General features: G+C 63.2%; 13 protein-coding genes, 1 tRNA gene and 1 pseudogene. 5 read left to right on the plus strand and 10 right to left on the minus strand.

Going from position 1 to position 17653, the window contains the following annotated elements; genetic code table 11:
• Positions 1-10: 10 nt before the first annotated feature.
• Positions 11-247, minus strand: a complete 237-nt coding sequence (locus HU230_RS44190) for an alpha/beta fold hydrolase (RefSeq protein WP_224944340.1) — start codon at positions 245-247, stop codon at positions 11-13.
• Between the two features lie 73 nt (positions 248-320).
• Positions 321-875 (minus strand): annotated as a pseudogene (locus HU230_RS44195) (alpha/beta fold hydrolase); the annotation flags it as partial.
• A 213-nt stretch (positions 876-1088) separates the two neighbouring features.
• On the opposite strand from HU230_RS44195, the gene HU230_RS34720 reads away from it, so the two are divergent.
• Positions 1089-1178 (plus strand) — tRNA-Ser (locus HU230_RS34720).
• A 143-nt stretch (positions 1179-1321) separates the two neighbouring features.
• On the opposite strand, the gene HU230_RS34725 is transcribed toward HU230_RS34720, so the two are convergent.
• Positions 1322-1885: a carboxymuconolactone decarboxylase family protein gene (locus tag HU230_RS34725; RefSeq protein ID WP_176534326.1), complete on the minus strand. Its 564-nt coding sequence runs from the start codon at positions 1883-1885 to the stop codon at positions 1322-1324.
• Positions 1886-1887: 2 nt separating this feature from the next.
• The gene (locus HU230_RS34730; protein ID WP_176534325.1) at positions 1888-2202 is read right to left on the minus strand and encodes a carboxymuconolactone decarboxylase family protein; all 315 of its coding nucleotides are present in this window, start codon (positions 2200-2202) and stop codon (positions 1888-1890) included.
• Between the two features lie 383 nt (positions 2203-2585).
• Here HU230_RS34730 and HU230_RS34735 point away from each other — a divergent pair, with 383 nt between their 5' ends.
• Positions 2586-2882, plus strand: coding sequence for a type 2 periplasmic-binding domain-containing protein (locus HU230_RS34735; RefSeq protein WP_176534324.1), 297 nt, complete (start codon positions 2586-2588; stop codon positions 2880-2882).
• Between the two features lie 255 nt (positions 2883-3137).
• Here HU230_RS34735 and HU230_RS34740 read toward each other — a convergent pair whose 3' ends face one another.
• Entirely contained in the window at positions 3138-3890 is a 753-nt protein-coding gene (locus HU230_RS34740) for an ArsR/SmtB family transcription factor (RefSeq protein ID WP_176534323.1), read from the minus strand.
• A 250-nt stretch (positions 3891-4140) separates the two neighbouring features.
• Here HU230_RS34740 and HU230_RS34745 point away from each other — a divergent pair, with 250 nt between their 5' ends.
• Both HU230_RS34745 and HU230_RS34750 read left to right on the plus strand, forming a co-directional pair.
• The gene (locus tag HU230_RS34745) at positions 4141-5565 is read left to right on the plus strand and encodes an MFS transporter (RefSeq protein WP_176534322.1); all 1425 of its coding nucleotides are present in this window, start codon (positions 4141-4143) and stop codon (positions 5563-5565) included.
• Between the two features lie 494 nt (positions 5566-6059).
• On the plus strand, positions 6060-8357 hold the full coding sequence (locus HU230_RS34750; protein WP_176534321.1) for a heavy metal translocating P-type ATPase: 2298 nt from the start codon (positions 6060-6062) through the stop codon (positions 8355-8357).
• Between the two features lie 841 nt (positions 8358-9198).
• On the opposite strand, the gene HU230_RS34755 is transcribed toward HU230_RS34750, so the two are convergent.
• The 4 genes from HU230_RS34755 to HU230_RS34770 all read right to left on the minus strand — a co-directional run bounded on the left by HU230_RS34755 (position 9199) and on the right by HU230_RS34770 (position 16127).
• Positions 9199-10779 carry an ABC-F family ATP-binding cassette domain-containing protein gene (locus tag HU230_RS34755; protein ID WP_176534320.1) on the minus strand — a complete coding sequence of 527 codons (1581 nt, stop codon included), beginning with the start codon at positions 10777-10779 and terminating at the stop codon, positions 9199-9201.
• Between the two features lie 132 nt (positions 10780-10911).
• Positions 10912-12231 carry an Hsp70 family protein gene (locus HU230_RS34760; protein WP_176534319.1) on the minus strand — a complete coding sequence of 440 codons (1320 nt, stop codon included), beginning with the start codon at positions 12229-12231 and terminating at the stop codon, positions 10912-10914.
• 122 nt (positions 12232-12353) lie between these two features.
• Positions 12354-13718, minus strand: coding sequence for a carbohydrate porin (locus HU230_RS34765; protein ID WP_210284340.1), 1365 nt, complete (start codon positions 13716-13718; stop codon positions 12354-12356).
• A 33-nt stretch (positions 13719-13751) separates the two neighbouring features.
• A complete protein-coding gene (locus HU230_RS34770) occupies positions 13752-16127 on the minus strand; it encodes a glucose/quinate/shikimate family membrane-bound PQQ-dependent dehydrogenase (RefSeq protein WP_176534318.1) in 2376 nt (791 codons plus the stop codon).
• Positions 16128-16475: 348 nt separating this feature from the next.
• Between HU230_RS34770 and HU230_RS34775 the strand changes: the two genes are divergently transcribed.
• On the plus strand, positions 16476-17225 hold the full coding sequence (locus HU230_RS34775; protein WP_176534317.1) for a class I SAM-dependent methyltransferase: 750 nt from the start codon (positions 16476-16478) through the stop codon (positions 17223-17225).
• Between the two features lie 6 nt (positions 17226-17231).
• Here the strand turns inward: HU230_RS34775 and HU230_RS34780 are convergent, their stop codons facing one another.
• Positions 17232-17636 carry an SRPBCC family protein gene (locus HU230_RS34780; RefSeq protein WP_234600278.1) on the minus strand — a complete coding sequence of 135 codons (405 nt, stop codon included), beginning with the start codon at positions 17634-17636 and terminating at the stop codon, positions 17232-17234.
• Positions 17637-17653 lie beyond the last annotated feature (17 nt).

Genomic DNA, 17653 nt, shown 5'->3' on the forward strand with positions numbered 1-17653 from the left:
CCACCACTTTCTACTTCCAATTGATCCGCGCGAAGAAGCCGGCGATCTCGGCGGCGGCGCGGTCGGGATCCTCGCGATGCGGGAAGTGCCCGACATCGGGAAACATCTTCAGGTCCAGATTGGAGAAGGTCTCGCCCAGCCGGTCGGTCCAGGCATAGGGAAACAGCGGGTCGTGCTCGGCCCAGCGGATGCAGGTCGGCACCGTGATCGGCGGCAGCGCCGGCGCTTCGCCCTGCATCATCTTCACGCGCCCCGCATGCGAGGCGCGATAATGCGCGAAGCCGCCGACGAGGTTGCCGGGCTTGAAGAAGTTGTCGGCGAAGTCCTCGATCGACGTCGTCGAACGCGGCCTTGCGATGCGTCCAGTCGTGCAGGAAATGGCCGATGTAGGTGCGGCAGGTCTCGTGGCTGGCGCCGACCAGCGCGGGCGCCATCTCCATCTGGTGGAACGACTGGTACCAGATGTGGTTCAGCCGGTCGGGCGCGGCCATCCGCGCCCCGATGCCGGGATAGACGAAATCGAAGAAAAACAGCCCGGCAATGCGCTCAGGTGCCCTGCGGGCGAGCGGCTGCATAACGGCGCCGCCGACGTCGTGGCCGACCACGCCGGCCTTCTCGATCCCGAGCGCATCCAGCAGCGCCAGCATGTCGTCGGTATGCTGATCGGGGCCAAATGAGCCTTGCGGCTTGTCGCTGTCGCCGAAGCCGCGCAGGTCGGGCGCGATCAGGGTGTAGCGGTCGGCCAGGCGCGCCATCACAGGCTTCCAGGTCAGCCAGAACTCAGGCCAGCCGTGCAGCAGCAGCACCGGCCTGCCGCTCCCGGTGCGCGCGACGTGGAACGCCGCGCCATTGGCTCGAATCGTCACATGCTCCATGGGCCGCTCCTGCTGCTTTTGCTTCGCCCGCGTGCCGATCGAACCCGAACCGTCCCGCTAGCGCTTTGTTTCCGCGCACTTTCTTGCATCACCCCGGTGCTTCGATGGGGCGAGGCCCCGGTGACGGAAATATTATTGCAGCGCCTTGTCTGGCCCGCCATCCTCGCCTAGAACACGCCCCGACCGCGGGTGGCGCAAATCACCCGGGCCATCGGAGAGGTGGCAGAGTGGTTGAATGCACCGCACTCGAAATGCGGCATAGGTGCAAGCCTATCGGGGGTTCGAATCCCTCCCTCTCCGCCAGAAATCCGCCCGCGGTCGGGTCAAAGGCCGCCTTGTCTAATTCGACAGCTTTTGGACCCGAGGCGGGACCTCGTCGAACGTCTTCTCGGAGGCCGCGTCGGTTGGCCTTGCGCTCACGGAGATGTCGAATTCGATCACGTAGTTCAGAGGTCCGCTTGTTCCACCGGAAATGGGCGCTTGACCCGAGATTCGACCGGAACCCGCAATCCCTTCGAGACGTAAGCATTGGTTCGATAGTGACCGGCGAGCAAGAGCAACTGCAAGATTGCTTCATCGGAGAAAACGGCTTGCATGTCTTCCCAGAGTGCATCGCTGATCGTCGCCGTATCATGGAGTTCGTCGGCGAGGCGGATGAGGCTGCAGTCATCGGATTGCCAACAGCTATCGTCCGCACTGCCGTGAACCGACGCGTGGAGTTGCTCCTCGGTTAACCCGGCATCGTCGGCGAAATAGTGAACGCGCAGGGTCCACTCAAAGGCGTTTTGACAACGCCCCGTTACACGCAGAAGGAACACCTCGCGCTGGCGCACAGTGATGTGGCCGGGATCGAGATATGCGACTGATCCAAGGCGATAAGCGCGAAGAAGCCGCGGGTCGCGGCCGAGAAGGCCGTAATGCTGGAACGGAGGTTGCCATGATCGCGGCAGCAGGTCGACCTCTGCCTGAACCTCGGCGGAATATGGGGGAATCAAGGGCTGGATTCGCATCGCTAGCTTCTCTGTGCGGGGAACGGCCGACCGACCACTGGTTCGAGCGGAAGCTTCAGCCCGTTTGCGACATAGGCGACCGTGCGATAGTAGCCTGCCATCATCAAGAGCTGCATGATCGCCTCGTCGGAAAAGCTCTCTTTCAGATCGGTCCAGAGCTGGTCGCTGACGTCGACAGTGTCGTGCAGTTCGTCAGCGAGACGAATAAGCACCATATCGGTCGCTGACCAGTCTGCGTCGGTGTGATCGCCATAGACTGTCGCGTAGATCTGATCGTCACTCAGATCGGCTTGGCCGGCGAAGTAATGAACGCGCATGCCCCACTCGTAGGCACATCGGCATCGCGCGGTGACGCGCAGTAGCAATACTTCGCGCTGCCGAACAGTTAGGTGACTGGGCTCAAGGTAACTCACAGCTCCCCGCGTCCAGCGCAACAGCATTCGCTCATCGCGGGCAAGGACGGTAAAGAGCTTGAATGGAGGCGACCACGAGGCAGGCATTCGGTCGAATAGCGCTTGCACGTTTGGTGCGTAGGGGGCCGTGACTGGTTCAATTCGCATGCGCCGTCCTCCAAGCGAAAAAGGAATAGCAGCGAGACAGGAATTATTCCAATGCATGTGCTGGAATTACATTCTCGGTATGAATGTCGAGCACTTCAATCTGAACTTGCTCCGGGTGTTGGACGCACTGCTGACCGAGCGTGCAGTCGGGCGGGCGGCGGTGCGGCTCGGTCGCTGCTATCGTCGCCCCGAGCTATCTCCAGGCGCTGCACATTGCTGCCGAAACCGACCTTGTCGCGTTTGTCCCGAGCAGGCTCGCAAGCCTGCTGGTTCATCGTCTGAATCTGATGATCGTCAAGCCGCCGTTCAATCCCGGAGTTGATGAGCAATTCCTCTTCTATCCGGCCACGGCGCAGCGCGACCGGGGCTCGCTTTGGTTTCGCTCTTTGATGATGAAGATATCGAAACCAGATCGGCCAGACAGACCGCGACGGTAAATCTCCGGCTCACACGAAGGAAAGTCCGCGATCGACGTTGCGGGTGCCCTTATTTGCTTGTGAGCAGATGAGTTCGCCGATCGACCGTGCTCTTCACCGCAATGCGCGCGCGATGGACAGGCGCGGTCACGCCTGCCGGCGGCGGGCCGGGCGCGCGCCGGCAAGGCTAATCCCGCAATTTTTAAGGTCAAGTATGGACAGTACCCACGGTCGAAGCGACTGATCGCACTGCTACGTCCGTCCGGGAGCGCTGACTCAACCCGAGATAACTGCTACCCGGCCTCTGGACAGTGATGCAACCTGCCGTTCGCGGCCGTCCATCGAGGGGGCGCCCTCGATGCCGAACGTTGTGGCAAGTCCTCTAACGCCAGCAGGCGTCACGACGAGCGCGCGGCTATCCCGGACATGCTCAACCCAATCGTGCTCGAGAGCGTGATGAAGGATAGCAGCGCCGAGCGCCCCGGCCAGGTGCGGCCGGCGCTCGCTCCAGTCGAGACAGGGGCGACAGAACACTCGGCGCTTGGAGGCGAGGCGAAGATCAAAGCCGAACTCATCGAAGAATGACCGACCGGCATCGGTCAGTTGTCCGCCATCCTCGTCGAGCAGAATAAACGACTGTTGGACAAGCCGGTCGGCGATCGCGACGGCGATGCGGCCGGCCATGTGGTCATAGCACGTGCGCGCATGTCGGAGCGTCTCTCCGCCGCGCCAGAGATCGCGCCGGGCGGGCCCTTCCTGGGCCACGACCATGAGACCTTCCAGCACGCGCGCGACGTGCGGAGAGGCCAAGCGAAAATATCGTCGTCGGCCCCGCTTTGCGAGCGCAAGCAGTCCGGCGTCGCTGAGTTTCGCAAGATGGCCACTCGCAGTCTGCGGCGCCACGCCCGACACATAGGCGAGCTCCGAGGCGGTCAACGTTCGGCCATCCATCAGCGCACTGAGCATGTTGGCGCGCGCCGGATCGCCGATGAGTGCCGCGACTTGGGCGATTTTGGGTCCCGTATCCATGTCTTTCTCCTACGCCGATGAGGACGCAGTGCCAAGCACGAATACTTCGGCCAAGACCGTAGTGTTTCTGCAAGACCGATTCAATCACGGGACATAGGTTGTCTGGACACCACTAAGCCCAGCGAAAGGCATCGCCGCGACGGGACGAAAGATCGTCTCGCGGCTCCAAGTATTCGATTGGCATCGAATGACAATCGAAAAACGGGCTGGTCTGAGCCATCAAAATCTCACGGACAACCGAGTGTGATCAATGCAAACAACTTCGCTCAGCACAAGGCAGCCGGAACAAGCCGGCTCTGACAGCGCGTCATCCCGTTCGCCTCTCCCCGCGGCGCTGGCGCTTGCCGCCACGAGCCTCGGCCTCGGCGTCGTGCAGCTGGACATCACCATCGTTAATACAGCGCTGAGCAGCATCAGCACCTCGCTCGGCGGCAGCGTGGCCGAGCTGCAATGGGTGGTGACCGCCTATACCATCGCATTCGCTGCCTTCATTTTGACCGCTGGTGCGCTCGGTGATCGCGTTGGCGCCAAACGGATATTCATAGGGGGCTTCGTAATCTTCACGTTGGCTTCGCTCGCCTGCGCATTGGCTCCGTCGGCGATGTTCCTGATCGTTGCTCGCTCCGTGCAGGGCCTGGCGGCGGCAATCCTGGTGCCGAACTCGCTGACGCTCCTCAATCACGCCTATACCGATCCGAAGGCGCGCGGCCGCGCGGTCGGCTTCTGGGCCGCAGGTGCGAGCGTCGCACTGACTGCGGGGCCGCTAGTTGGCGGCGCGCTGATCGCGCTGATCGCGCTGGTCGGCTGGCGCGCGATCTTTCTTGTCAACTTGCCGATTGGCGCCGCCGGCCTCTGGCTCGCCTGGCGTTACGCCGAGGAGACGCCGCGGCTCGCGCAGCGCGAGATCGATCTGCCGGGACAGATCGCGGCGATCACAGCACTCGGTGGGCTGGCCGGCGCCCTGATAGAGGGCGGCGTGCTCGGCTGGAGCCATCCGCTCGTCATCACGGGCTTCGCCGGGGCGGCCGTAATCGGACTCCTGTTCGTATGGCGCGAGGCGCGCGCGCTGCAACCAATGCTGCCGCTGTCGCTGTTCCGCCATCGCATGTTCGCGCTGACTGCTCTGGTCGGGCTCCTCTTCAACATCGCCTTCTACGGCCTGATCTTCGTGCTCAGTCTCTACTTCCAGAACGTCAATGGCTGGTCGCCGTTCGCAACGGGCCTCGCCTTCGTGCCCATGATGGCCATGGTGCTCCCCGCCAACCTGATCGCCGCGTCGATCAGCGAGCGCCTTGGCGCGCCGCAAGCCATCGCGCTGGCTTGTATGATCACCGCCGCGGGCTGCGTTGCGCTGCTGCCTATGACCTCAGGCACCAGCTACTGGGCGATCGGCGCTCAGCTCATCATCCTCGGCGGCGGGCTCGGCCTGCTCGTGCCGGCTTTGACTTCGACGTTGCTCGGTAGTGTCGAGAAATCGCGATCCGGCATCGCCGCGGGTGTATTGAACGCGACGCGGCAGACCGGCAGCGTGCTTGGCGTTGCCCTGTTCGGTTCGCTGGTCGGAGGGAACAACACGTTCATGGCTGGCGCGCATGCCTCGCTCGTGATATCGGCCGCTGTGTTGCTCGCAGGTGCGGTCGCGATCTTGCAGGGCCGAGCAAAGGAGGGACGATGAAAGGGGGCAGGTCGAGCTTATGTGGTACCCCGCCGCCGCGGCAACATCCTCCGCTCCGACTACCTTTGCACGTGAGCGATCGTAATTGTCCCGAGCAAGTTTCGTGTTGTCATAGCTGCGTGCCGCCGTCGCGATGCTGGCGCCACCATCGTCGGCAGATCGGCGCCAACGACTCCGGCTACGATTACAAAAGTCGTTATCGCGCCGTTCGTCGCGCCATGCATCCAGTCACGGAGATCAATGCCGCAGCGACTCCGTTCCAGGATTGCGCGGATTACGGGAACTTGCCTGCGCTCGCGGTCGTCTCGCACACCAATAGCTCCATAACGGTGCCGTCGGAGCGTTGCACCCTTGCTATCATCCGGCGCCGCTTGCAATACAGTCTCAATTCGCACTTCCGCTAATCACTACCATTGATTTCGGTCAAATCAGCGTACTTGATTTGGCGCCAATATTTGCATGCGATCTCGCTCTATCCTCCGGGGGACACTTGGATGTCGGGGCTACTGACTGAAAGGATGTTTCGACGAGCATTGATTGCGATAGCGCTTGGCGGGCTCGCTTTTGGAGTTGTGGCCTGGGCCAAGGGGCGGAGCGATGTTGCAAATTGGTGTTGGGGCGCCGGCACTTTTCCGGTGGTATTAGGTCTATTGATTTCTATGATCCGCGACTTCTTGGCGGGTCGTATTGGGGTGGATTCGGTCGCCTTCGTCTCAATGTCGGGCGCGCTCGTGCTCGGTCAGAATTTGGCCGGCATCGTCGTCGCCATCATGTACGCGGGCGGAAATCTGCTTGAGGACTTTGCGGTCGCACGGGCTGAGCGTGATCTTAGGTCGTTAATTGATAGAGCACCAAGAATTGCCCATCGTTGCATCGACTCGATTATCGATGACGTGCCTATCGAGCAAGTCGTAGTAGGTGATTGCATTCTCGTTCGCGCGGGCGAGGTCATACCTGTCGATGGGTTCATAACCAGCCAGCTGGCCACGATCGATGAGGCGGCACTTACCGGGGAGTCGATTCCGGTTTCCCGTCAAGCTGGTGAACTCGCTCGAAGCGGCTCGCTCAACGCTGGAGATACATTTGAACTCCGCGCATCCGCCCCGGCAAGCGAAAGTACCTATGCGGGCATTGTCCGCATGGTCAGTGCGGCGCAGACGGCAAAGTCGCCATTCATACGCCTGGCAGACCGCTTTGCGCTGCTGCTCTTGCCGATCACGCTGGCAATTGCTGGCGGCGCCTGGTTCTTCTCTGACGATCCTGTCCGCGGACTTGCCGTGCTGGTCGCAGCAACGCCATGCCCGCTTATTCTGGCGGCGCCGGTCGCCTTCATCTCGGGGGTCGCACAGGCCGCAAAGCGCGGAATTCTCATCAAAGGCAGTGGGCCGCTCGAAGCGCTCGCTCGCACTCATACGGTGATGTTCGATAAGACGGGTACGCTGACGGTCGGCGGGGCGCGGCTCGTTGCAATTGAGGTCGCTCCCGCCCAAAGCGCTGACGAAGTTCTGCGGATCGCAGGTTCCTTGGAACAAGGCTCACATCATGTAGTCGCTGCGGCGATCGTCGAAGCGGCCATGGGGAAGGGGCTCAAGCTCACTATTCCATCCGAAGTCCGAGAGACCATGGGCTCTGGTTTGGAAGGTGTGGTTGACGGACAGACTGTTCGAGCGGGCTCGTATCAAATGGTCCATGGGGCTCGCAAGCCGGAGACCTGGGCGTCTCGGGCCCTGAGACGTGCGACATGGCGCTCCGCGCTGAGTGTATTTGTCGCCGTAGATGGACGCACAATCGGCGCAGTATTGCTCGCTGACGAGCTTCGACGCGAGACGCCGCGCGCCGTACAATCGCTGCGAGCGGCCGGAGTTGCGCGGATCGTCATGGTGACGGGCGATCGAGCGGACGCCGCGGAGACGATCGGCGCCGCGCTTGATCTCGATGCGGTTCTTGCTGAACGGGAGCCGGCCGACAAGGTCGATGCCGTCGCAACCGAGCAGCGCCAAAGCCCCACCGTGATGGTCGGTGACGGTATCAATGATGCGCCTGCGTTGGCGGCAGCTAACGTCGGCATCGCCATGGGGGCCCGCGGTGCAAGTGCTTCGTCGGAAGCAGCCGATGTTGTAATTCTCGTCGATCGTCTCGATCGAGTTTCCGATGCCGTCGCCATCGCACGGCGTACCCGCGGCATCGCGCTGCAGAGCATAGTTTGCGGAATGGCACTCTCTGGATTGGCAATGTGCTTTGCCGCCGTCGGCCTGTTGCCGCCAATCGCAGGTGCTTTGACGCAGGAAGCCATCGATGTTGCGGTGATCCTCAATGCGTTGCGCGCGCTGACTTCCGGCCACAAGTTTGGTCATAAAAAAATGCCGGCGGCTGCAGCTACAGCGCTGCGCCAGGACCACGAGCGAATGGAGCCGACGCTCGACCGGCTGAGAGAAATTGCGGATGCGCTTGATGCCGTTGAGGGAGCAGGAGCGGTGACGCTGATTTCCGAAGCTGACGATATCGTTTCGAGGCAGATCGCCGAACATGAGCGCGACGATGAAAGTGTCGTGTATCCGCGCGTCGCTAAATTTTTGGGAAATCGCCACGGGCTAGGGGCAATGAGCCGAGCGCACCGCGAGATCATACACATGGCGCGACTTCTGCGTCGGCTCACCGATGGCCTCACTCCCCCGGATACGGACCATTACCTGATTAGGGACGCGCAGCGCGTCATTGAGGGGATTGAAGCGCTTGTGCGTATCCATAATGCCCAGGAGGAAGATATCTACGAGCAAGCCATTGGAGCTTAGTTGCGAGCACGATAAGTGAAGATATTTCCTGGACACGTCAGGCGGCTCTCGTGTGGGTCCAATGACCTCTAATGGAATAATCCAGCCGTGCTCCCGCCCTGCCAGTAAGAGAAACTGGCATGCGGCGTTGCTCCAATTGACCGCCGCTCAGGCTGGAGCGGTGGTCGCGGGCTACTTTGCATGGGGTTGTTTTCGATATTTTGCTGGAAGCCGCGGCCGCCGGGGGCGATCGACCCTTGCCGGCGCGCCGGTAACCTTAATTTTCCGTTTCGATTGTCGATAAAGTTTTATCGATTATCCTGGTGACACTTGAGCGGTGTGACGAACCGCACGACGAGGGGCACAGCCGAGTGGCTTGACGACCTCTCTGGAATCGAAGGGTGGGCAGAGCGCAGTGCCAGCCACCTTTCGGGCTGTCCGGCTGCGGCCGGCGGGGCAAATCAATTCTGAAGTGCATTTGATTGCCAGGTTGCGGTGCATGTCGCGCCGCATGATGCTTCTCAATTGGGATTTCCAAGATGACGTTCGCGCATTTCTTGATCGCGGCCGGTGGCGGCTTTTTGCTGCTGGCAGGCTTCGTCGCATTTGCCCTCTGGAGAAACGCACTCCATTCGACGGCGCGGATTTAGCAACAGGCGAGATTTAGTTCCGACGGCCTCGCTCTGGGGACGAGCGAAGCCGGCGGGATGGCCGCACCGCCGCGCGGCCTGACAGCCGAGCACCGCGCCTACAACCTACCCCTGGGCGACGCGTGCTCGGCTGTTCACTTTCCGACCAACCTTCGCTGTTCGAAACATGAATGGCGTGAACGCAATTCCTTCGGTTCGCCGCATGACCTCCACTAGGAGAGATCGAACCTGCGGGTGATCGCGATGGCCTCGAGGAAGGCCTCGTCGTGGCTGACGACCAGCAGCGCGCCGTCATAGGCGCGCAACCCGGCCTCGACCGCTTCCATCGATTCGATGTCGAGATGATTGGTCGGCTCATCGAGGATCAGGAGCGGCGGCGGGCTCACGCCGCCGAGAACGCAGGCGAGGCCAGCGCGAAGCAACTGGCCGCCGCTGAGGCTCGCGACGCTCTGCAGGGCGGCATCGGCGCGAAACATGAAACGCGCCAGCGCGGCGCGACAGGCGTTCTCATTGGCATCCGGATTGATGCACCGAAAATTATCCAGGATCGAGGCTGACGCATCGAGCAGGCTGACCGTCTGATCGAACATCGCAAAGCGGGTCATCACCTCGACGCTGCCACGCGCGGCCGCCAGCTCGCCGCTGACGAGCTTGAGCAGCGTCGTCTTGCCGGCGCCGTTGGGGCCTGTGATCGCGACGCGCTCCGGCCCCGACATGGAGAAGGTGAGATCACGCAGGATCGGCGCGCCCGCCGTGTAGCCGGCATCGGCGGCTTCGATCCGCAGCACCATCCGGCTCGCCGGCAGCTGCGTCGACGGCAGTTGCACCGAGAACGGTTGCAGCACCTCGATGCGCTGGCGCGCCGCGGCGGCCAATTCGAGCGCCTGTGTCCGCCGCCGCTCGGCGAGGCGGGCGTTCTCGCCGCCGGTGTCCTCGCTGCGATCCTTGCGCAGCCCGGCGGCGATGCGCGGCAGATCGCGCTTGGCGCGCTTCTTCGCGCCGGCGCCGTCCTTGCGCGCCTGCCGTTCGGACGTTTCCCGTGCCTTGCGGTCGATCTCGGCGACTCGCTTCTCGGCATCGGCCAGATCGTGGCGTGCTGCCGACAGCTCGACGGCCTTGCGGGCACGGTACTCGCTCCAATTGCCGCCGTAGCGTCGGGCTTCCAGCGAGGTCAGTTCGACGATCGCATCCATGGTCTCGAGCAGCTCGCGGTCGTGGCTGACGATGATGGCGCCATGCCGCCAGTCGGCGAGCAGGTCGATGACCACCTGGCGTCCCGCGCGGTCGAGATTGTTGGTGGGTTCATCCAGCAGCAGAAAGTCAGGTCGCGCGAAGGTCAGTGCGGCGAGGCGCGCCCTGGTGGCCTGTCCGCCGGACAGCATCGCCAGCGGCGCGTCCAGCACGTCGTTCAGTCCAACGCGCGCCAGCGCCGACGCGATGCGCGTGTCGAGCGTCCAGTCGATATCCGCAAGCTCTGCAGTGCTGGCAACGCCCTGTTCGGCGCGGCGCAACGCGGCCAGCGCGCGCCGCGCGTCGAACAGATCGATCACGCATTCGTCCGGCTGCACCTGAACCGTCTGATGCAGCATCCCGACGCGGCCCTGAACCGAGATCGTGCCGGATTGCGGCGCGCGGTAGCCTGCGATCAGGCCGAGCAGGGTCGTCTTGCCGGACCCGTTGCGGCCGACAAGGCCGGTCCGTTCGGGTCCGAAGTTCAGATCGATGTTGGAAAGGAGAACCCGGCCGTCAGGCGCGGACAGGGTCAGATGGGAGAGCGTGATGGATGCTGGCATGGATATCCCCGTGGGCAAGGCTGGTGGGCGTTGCGATCAGGGTGAAATCCATGGCTGTCGGCATCCTCTCGAATTGATGATTGAACAGATGTAATCGTCTATTGAGCCGTGATCAAGGCACGACGCTCTTCGTCACGCGGCGTCGGCGAAGATCCAGCGGTCCGGATCAGGGGTGCGGCCGATCAGCGCGAGGCCATAGGCGATCGATTCGAATTGATCCGCCGAGGTCAGCCGCGCTTCGCCGAAACGCTCGGCGAACAGGCGCTGCACCGCCGGCACGAACGAGGTGCCGCCGGTCAGGAACACCTTCTCCACGTCGCGCGCGGTGATGCCCGACTTTGCCAGCGCCTCGTCGACGGTTGCGCCCAGCCGCTCGATGTCGTCGGCGATCCAGGATTCGAAATCGTCGCGCGTCACGGTTGCGCCGATATCGATGCCTTCGCGGGCAAAGCGGAACTCGACGCGGTCGCGGCTCGACAGCGCGACCTTGGTGTCGGACACGGCGCGGTACAGCGCAAAGCCGAGATCGTGGTCGACGATGGTGATGAAATCGTGCAGCGGCGCCGGATCGATCGCGGTGCGCGCGAGCTGCTGCAACTCACGCAAGTCGCCATTGCCTCTCATCATCGCGAGCTGATGCCAGCGCGCGAGGCTCGAATAATAGTGATTGGGGATCGGCAGCACCTTGTCGAACGAGCGGTAGTTGGTGCCCTTGCCGAGCCGCGGCGAGACGATGTGGTCGACGATGCGGTAGTCGAAGGTGTCGCCGGCGATGCCGATGCCGGAATGTCCCAGCGGCTCGGCGCGCAGCACGCCGCCCTTGCGCGAGAAGCGCATCACGGAGAAGTCGCTGGTGCCGCCGCCGAAATCGGCGACCAGCACGGTCGCATCGTGATCGAGGCTGCGCGCAAAGGAGAACGCCGCGCCGACCGGCTCGTAGACATAGCGCGCGTGGCCGGCGCCGAGCCGCTCGAACGCGGCCCGGTAGCGTTGCATGGCGAGCTCGTCATTGGGATTGCCGCCGGCAAACTTCACCGGGCGACCGACCATGATGGTCGGTGCGCCCCAGTCGAAGCCCTCGCCGGCGTGCCGCGTCAGCGTGCGCAGGAATGCCGCGAGCAAATCCTCGAACTTGTAGCGCTGCCGGAAGATCTGGGTGGTGTTGAACGCCGAGCTTGCCGCAAAGGTCTTGAACGACTGGATGAAGCGATGGATCGTCCGGCCTTCGAGGAACTGCTCGATCGCCCACGGGCCACCCTCGGCGCGCGGATGCAGGCCGGCGCCCGGCCGGTCCTCCCAGAAGCACAGCGCGGAGACATAGACGCTATGCGTGCGGCCGCCATGGTCGAAGCGGATCGCCTCGACGCGGCCGTCGCCATCGGACAGCGCGACCACGGTGTTGCTGGTGCCAAAATCGACGCCAATCGAGACGGCGGGCGGGGCGCTCGTCATGTCATGCTCGGATTGTCTGTGAAAGGGGCGCGGACCTTTAGCGGCTTTGGCCGGTCTTGCCAACCCTTCCGGACGCCGCAAAGTTCACGATCCAGCGAATGACAACGGCGTCATGCGCGGTGTCAGAAATTCGCCACCGTCTTCAGGCCGAACACCAATGCGTTTGCGTTCCTGCTGGTCCCACCGGGGTCGATCACGTACTGGATGTTCGGTCGCACCTGCAGGCCGGCGAGTGGCCGGTAGGTGTAGTAGAGTTCCATGACGTATTCATTGCCCTGGACGGCCACGGGACCGAGGCCGACCAGATTTTGCAGCTCTTCCGACCAGGCGATACGGCCGTTGACATGGGTGGTGCCGACTGCAAATCCGATATCGTCCTCGGGCCGCAACTGGAATGGTCCGGTATAGATCATGCCGCCCGCGATTTGATAATCGGTGGTGGCGGTCCGGCGGTCGGCCATGCTCGCATTGAAGAACAGGCTGAGCATGCCGGCGGAGCTGGCTTGCAATCGGCGGATCACCTGCTGAACGAAGCTGACATAGGCACCGTAGCGTCCGCGGCTCTGCAACAGTGGTTGCCCGCTGAGGACTGCCGGGTTGCCGTTGACGTCGGTGACCACATCAGGAGCAGTCGATGTATCGTACCAGCCGCCGAACTTGTAGCTGCCCTGCAGATTACCGAACTTCGGCAGCCAAGCGAGCTCGGCCGGAATGAGCAGGCCGGTGGATCCCGAGTGGAACACCGAAAGCGCCGACTGCGAGACCTTCAGGTAGTTGGGATTGGAGTCATACACACCGAACTGAAAATAGCCGAAGCCTTGCAGGTTGAATTTCAGCCGGGTGGCCCAGTAGCTAACTGGCCAGTTGTAGATGTAATTGCCGACGAGGTTGCCGGGCTGCGCGCCGCAGAAGGTCAGGTTCTGGAAGTCGCACGCGAACGATGCGAAATCCTCGCCGAAGGTGATCCGCCCGATCTTCCAGTCGACCAGGCCGTCGACGAACTTCTGGTCGTACCAGAATTGGGTGAGCCGCAGCGTCTGGCCGCGTCCGAATAGCTCCTGCACCTGCTGTAGCGTGCCGAGGCGCGCGTCATCGCTCAGATTGCTGCCGTTGCGGTCGGTCCATGTGACCTGGATCGTGCCGCCGGGCACGACTCCGAGCTTCGCAAGATCGAACGTGGTGCCGAAGGTCCATTGATCGGTGTAGGCGACCTGCTGTCGCTGACCGCCCGTTGCGTTGCCGGCGAGTTCGCTGGTGTAACCGAATTGAAAATCGATGCCGGCATTCAACAGCCGGGTTCGTGCGCCGTCCCAATCGCCGAGCAGCCAGGGAACTGGAGCAGGGACCGGATCGGCCGCGGTGCCGGGAAGCGTCAGATCGGCAGCTTGTGCGACATGGCCGACGACGCAGACCGATATCGCCGCGAGACCCAGCCAGAGACAGAACGCTGTCGGATACTTCGTTCGGTCGCCGGATGACGCAAGCATGACGACGCTCCCGGTTTCAATGCCTCAATGACTTCAATCCTTCAGTGCGTAGGCGATGACGTAGTCGCCGCGCTTGGTGCCGAACGAGCCGTGTCCGCCGGCCGCGGTGACGATGTATTGCTTGCCGCCGGCCTCGTAGCTCATCGGCGTCGATTGCGCGCCGGCAGGAAGGCGATCTTCCCACAGCACCTTGCCGTCGCGCACGTCATAGGCGCGGATCGTGTACTCGTAGGTGCCGGTGTAGAATGCGACGCCGCCGGCGGTGGTGATCGGCCCGCCCAGCATCGGCACGCCCATCTTGAACGGAAGCGGCAGCGGCGTGGTGTCCCGGATCGTGCCGTTGGGATGCTGCCAGACGACCTTCATCGTCTTGAGATCGATCGCTGCCATCGAGCCCCATGGCGGCCGGTAGCACGGCACGGAGAGCGGCGAGAGGAAGCTCGAGATATCCACCCCGAACGGCGTGCCGTACATCGGCTGCGTCCCGACCTCGCTGCCGACCGGCTTCTCGGCGGTCGGTGCCGGGGGATTCTGCGGGCCGCGCGGAACGAGTCTTGAGACGAAAGGCAGCGACATCGGATTGGCGATGGCGATCTGCCTGACAGGATCGACCGCGATGCCGCCCCATTCGAACATGCCGAGATTGCCCGGGAAAACCAGCGTGCCCTGCAACGAGGGCGGCGTGAACGTACCCTCGTAGCGCAAGCGGTGGAACATGATCCGGCACAGCAGCTGGTCGAAGATCGTGCCGCCCCACATGTCGGCGCCGGTCAGCTTTGCCCCCGGTCGGAATGTCAGCTCGGAAAACGGCTGGGTCGGTGCGGAGCGGTCGCCGGGCGCGGCGCCCTGCGGCACCGGACGTTCCGGCGCCGGCACGATCAATTCGCCGGTCCTGCGGTCGAGCACGAAGATATTACCCACCTTGGTCGGCTGGATGATCGCGGGAACGACGCCCTTGGCCGTCGTCACATCGACTAGGCTCGGCTGCGAGGGGACGTCCATGTCCCAGAGATCGTGATGCACGGTCTGGTACGACCAGGCGCGCTTGCCGGTGTTGACATCCAGCGCGACGATCGAGCTGGAATAGCGCTCGACCAGCGCATCGCGATTGCCGCCCCAGATGTCGGGTCCGTTGTTGCCGGTCGGGATGTAGACCAGATTAAGTTTCGGATCGAACGAGGCCGTGATCCAGGAGTTCGGCGACCCGTTGGTGTAGTGGCGCGTCGGCGACGGCAGCGCGTTCTCGTCGGCCGCGGCGGAGTCCCAGGCCCAGACCAGTTTGCCGGTGTAGACATCGAAGCCGCGGATCACGCCCGAAGGCACTTCGACGGCGTAATTGTCGATCACCGCGGCGGCGACGACCAGGATCCTGTCACTGACGACAGGCGGTGACGTCGGCTCGAAGAAGCCGGCGGTCTTGATCCCCATCCCCTGCTGCAGGTCGAGGATGCCGTGATCGGCAAAGCCATCGCAGAGCTTGCCGCTGTCCGCATCGAGCGCGATCATGCGGCCGTCATTGACCGGCAGGAAGATCCGACGCGTGCATTCGGCCGGCGCCGGACTGCCGCCGCTGTCGACGGCGCCCTGCGCGGTCTCGTGATAGGAGACGCCGCGGCAGGTCATGTGCTGGAACGTCTTGTTGTGCACAAGCTTGGGGTCGTATCGCCAGCGCTCGGTGCCGGTCTTGGCATCGAGCGCGAACAGCACCTGGTGCTGCGAGCAGAGATAGAGCGTGTCGCGCACCTTGATTGGGGTGACCTCGAACGTGGTCTCGCCGGAATCCTCCGGCGTCGGCACGTCGCCGGTGCGAAAGGTCCAGGCGACTTTGAGGTTGCCGACATTGTCGGGCGTGATCTGCTTCAGCGGTGAATAGCGCTGTCCGAATTGCGTGCGTCCATAGGCGCGCCAATCGCCGTCCGGTTGCGGATCGGCCTCGCTTTGCTGCACGGCAGGTCCGGCTTCCGCAATCGTGCCGTTGATGTCGTGATAGCTCGACAGCAGCCCGGCCACGAGGACCGCCGCAGCCGCCACGACGCCGACCCAGAGCGGCGCGGTCGCACGCCTGTAGGATACCGGCTCGTTTCGTTGCAGTCCGCGAACGATCACGGGTGTCAGCAGCCAGAGCGCCATCGGGAAGATGATGTCGCCGCGCGCCGCGAGCGGCCACCAGTCGAATTTCACCTCATAGACGGCCCACGCCAGCGTGCCGACCAGCACGATCGCAAACAGCCAGAGCGCGGAACGGCGCTGCGCCAGCAACAGCGCAGCCGTGGCGAGAATGCCGATGCCGAGGATGATGTAGAAGATGGATCCGCCCAAAGCGGCGAGCCAGATGCCGCCGCCGGTGAGGACCAGGCCGATCAAGGCGTAGACAATACCGGTGATGAAGACTGCCCTGGATCGCTGCATGGTCGCTCCGGTGCGGAAGCGGGACTGGGCTTGTCCCGCGCAAGCGCAACAGACCGCGTCCGCCATCAATAACTGTCGTTCAGTCAGTCGTAACTTGCAACCTGGAACTGCGGCGTCGATGCAACACAAGCGCGCAAAGTTGCGATATCAGTTCTTGCCGAAGCAGGATCATTCAAACTGCGCGCACTTTGTTCAACAAGGAGCAACGCCAGGCGCCTGGCGCTGACGCAGAGGTGACGGGCCCTCAGCAAATCTTGAATCGACGCGCTCTTCCAGTTCTGCGCCAGCGCTGCTTTATACCGTTCCGCAGATCTCATCGCAGATGCCCGGCTCGCAGGAGAAGCACGAATGACATTGAACCCTACAGCCAGGAATTATCGTGTCGCGGTCGCCGCCTACGAGGCGGGCCGGCCCAGTTATCCGGCGGAGATCGTCGCCGCGCTGCCGCTGCAGGCCGCGCGCTGTGTCGTCGATCTCGGTGCCGGAACCGGTAAATTCACCCGCCTGCTGCTTCAGCACTTGCCCGCGACCGCGCGTCTGGTCGCGGTCGAACCCGTCGCCGAGATGTCGGCCAAGCTGATCGAGGAAGCGCGGGTGGAGGTCATCAACACCCGCGCCGATGCGATCGGCCTCGAAACCGGCAGCGTCGATCTCGTCACCTGCGCGCAGGCGTTCCATTGGTTCGACAACGAGGCGTCGGTGGCCGAGATCGCGCTGCTCCTGCATCCCAGAGGGACGCTGGCGCTGGTCTGGAACAACAGGGACGACCGCGCACCGTGGGTCGACGCCTTGTCCGTCATGATCGAAGGCTACGCCGGAGATACGCCTCGGCAGCGGACAGGACGCTGGCGCTGGATATTGAAAGACCCTCGCTTCGCGCTCGAGAAGGAAATCGTGCAGGACCATCCGCATCGGATGGCGCGCCAGGGTGTCTATGAGCGCGTCGTGTCGACGAGCTATGTCGCCAATCTTCCCGACGCCGAAAAGGCGGTCCTTCGCGACAAGACCGATGCCATCCTGCGTGAGGCCGGCCTCGGTGATGCCGACGAAGTGGTGTTTCCTTACGTCACGCAGCTCTTCTTGCTGAAGCGGACCTAGCGCGCGCTATTGCGCGGCGCGTCCTTGCTCGACGGCCTGCTTCAGGCGCGGCAGCGCCATGCGCCAGTAGAACGCGACATGCCTGGCGCCGGAGTCGGCGCCGATTTCCCAACCGTCCCCGCGCCGAATTGGCGATGGTGGCACCTGCTGGGCGACGGTCAGCAGCGTCTCTCCGCTGTCAGCCGCGAGCGTCATCGTGATCGTCGCATAGGATTGCGGAACATCCGGCAGGCCGGAGACCTGCGACCAGTAGGAATATTCGAGCCGTGACGCCGGTTCGACACGGAGGACGCGGCCCTTGTCGCGGTAGCGCTTCGCGCCGATCTCCGCCTCGATCTCGATCGATGCGCCGATCTGCCAATCGGTGTTGAAATGCGCATTGCGCCATGTCTCGCCCGCTTTGGGATCCATGATCGCGTCCCATACAT

Source organism: Bradyrhizobium quebecense (genome assembly GCF_013373795.3).
Taxonomy (GTDB): Bacteria; Pseudomonadota; Alphaproteobacteria; order Rhizobiales; family Xanthobacteraceae; genus Bradyrhizobium; species Bradyrhizobium quebecense.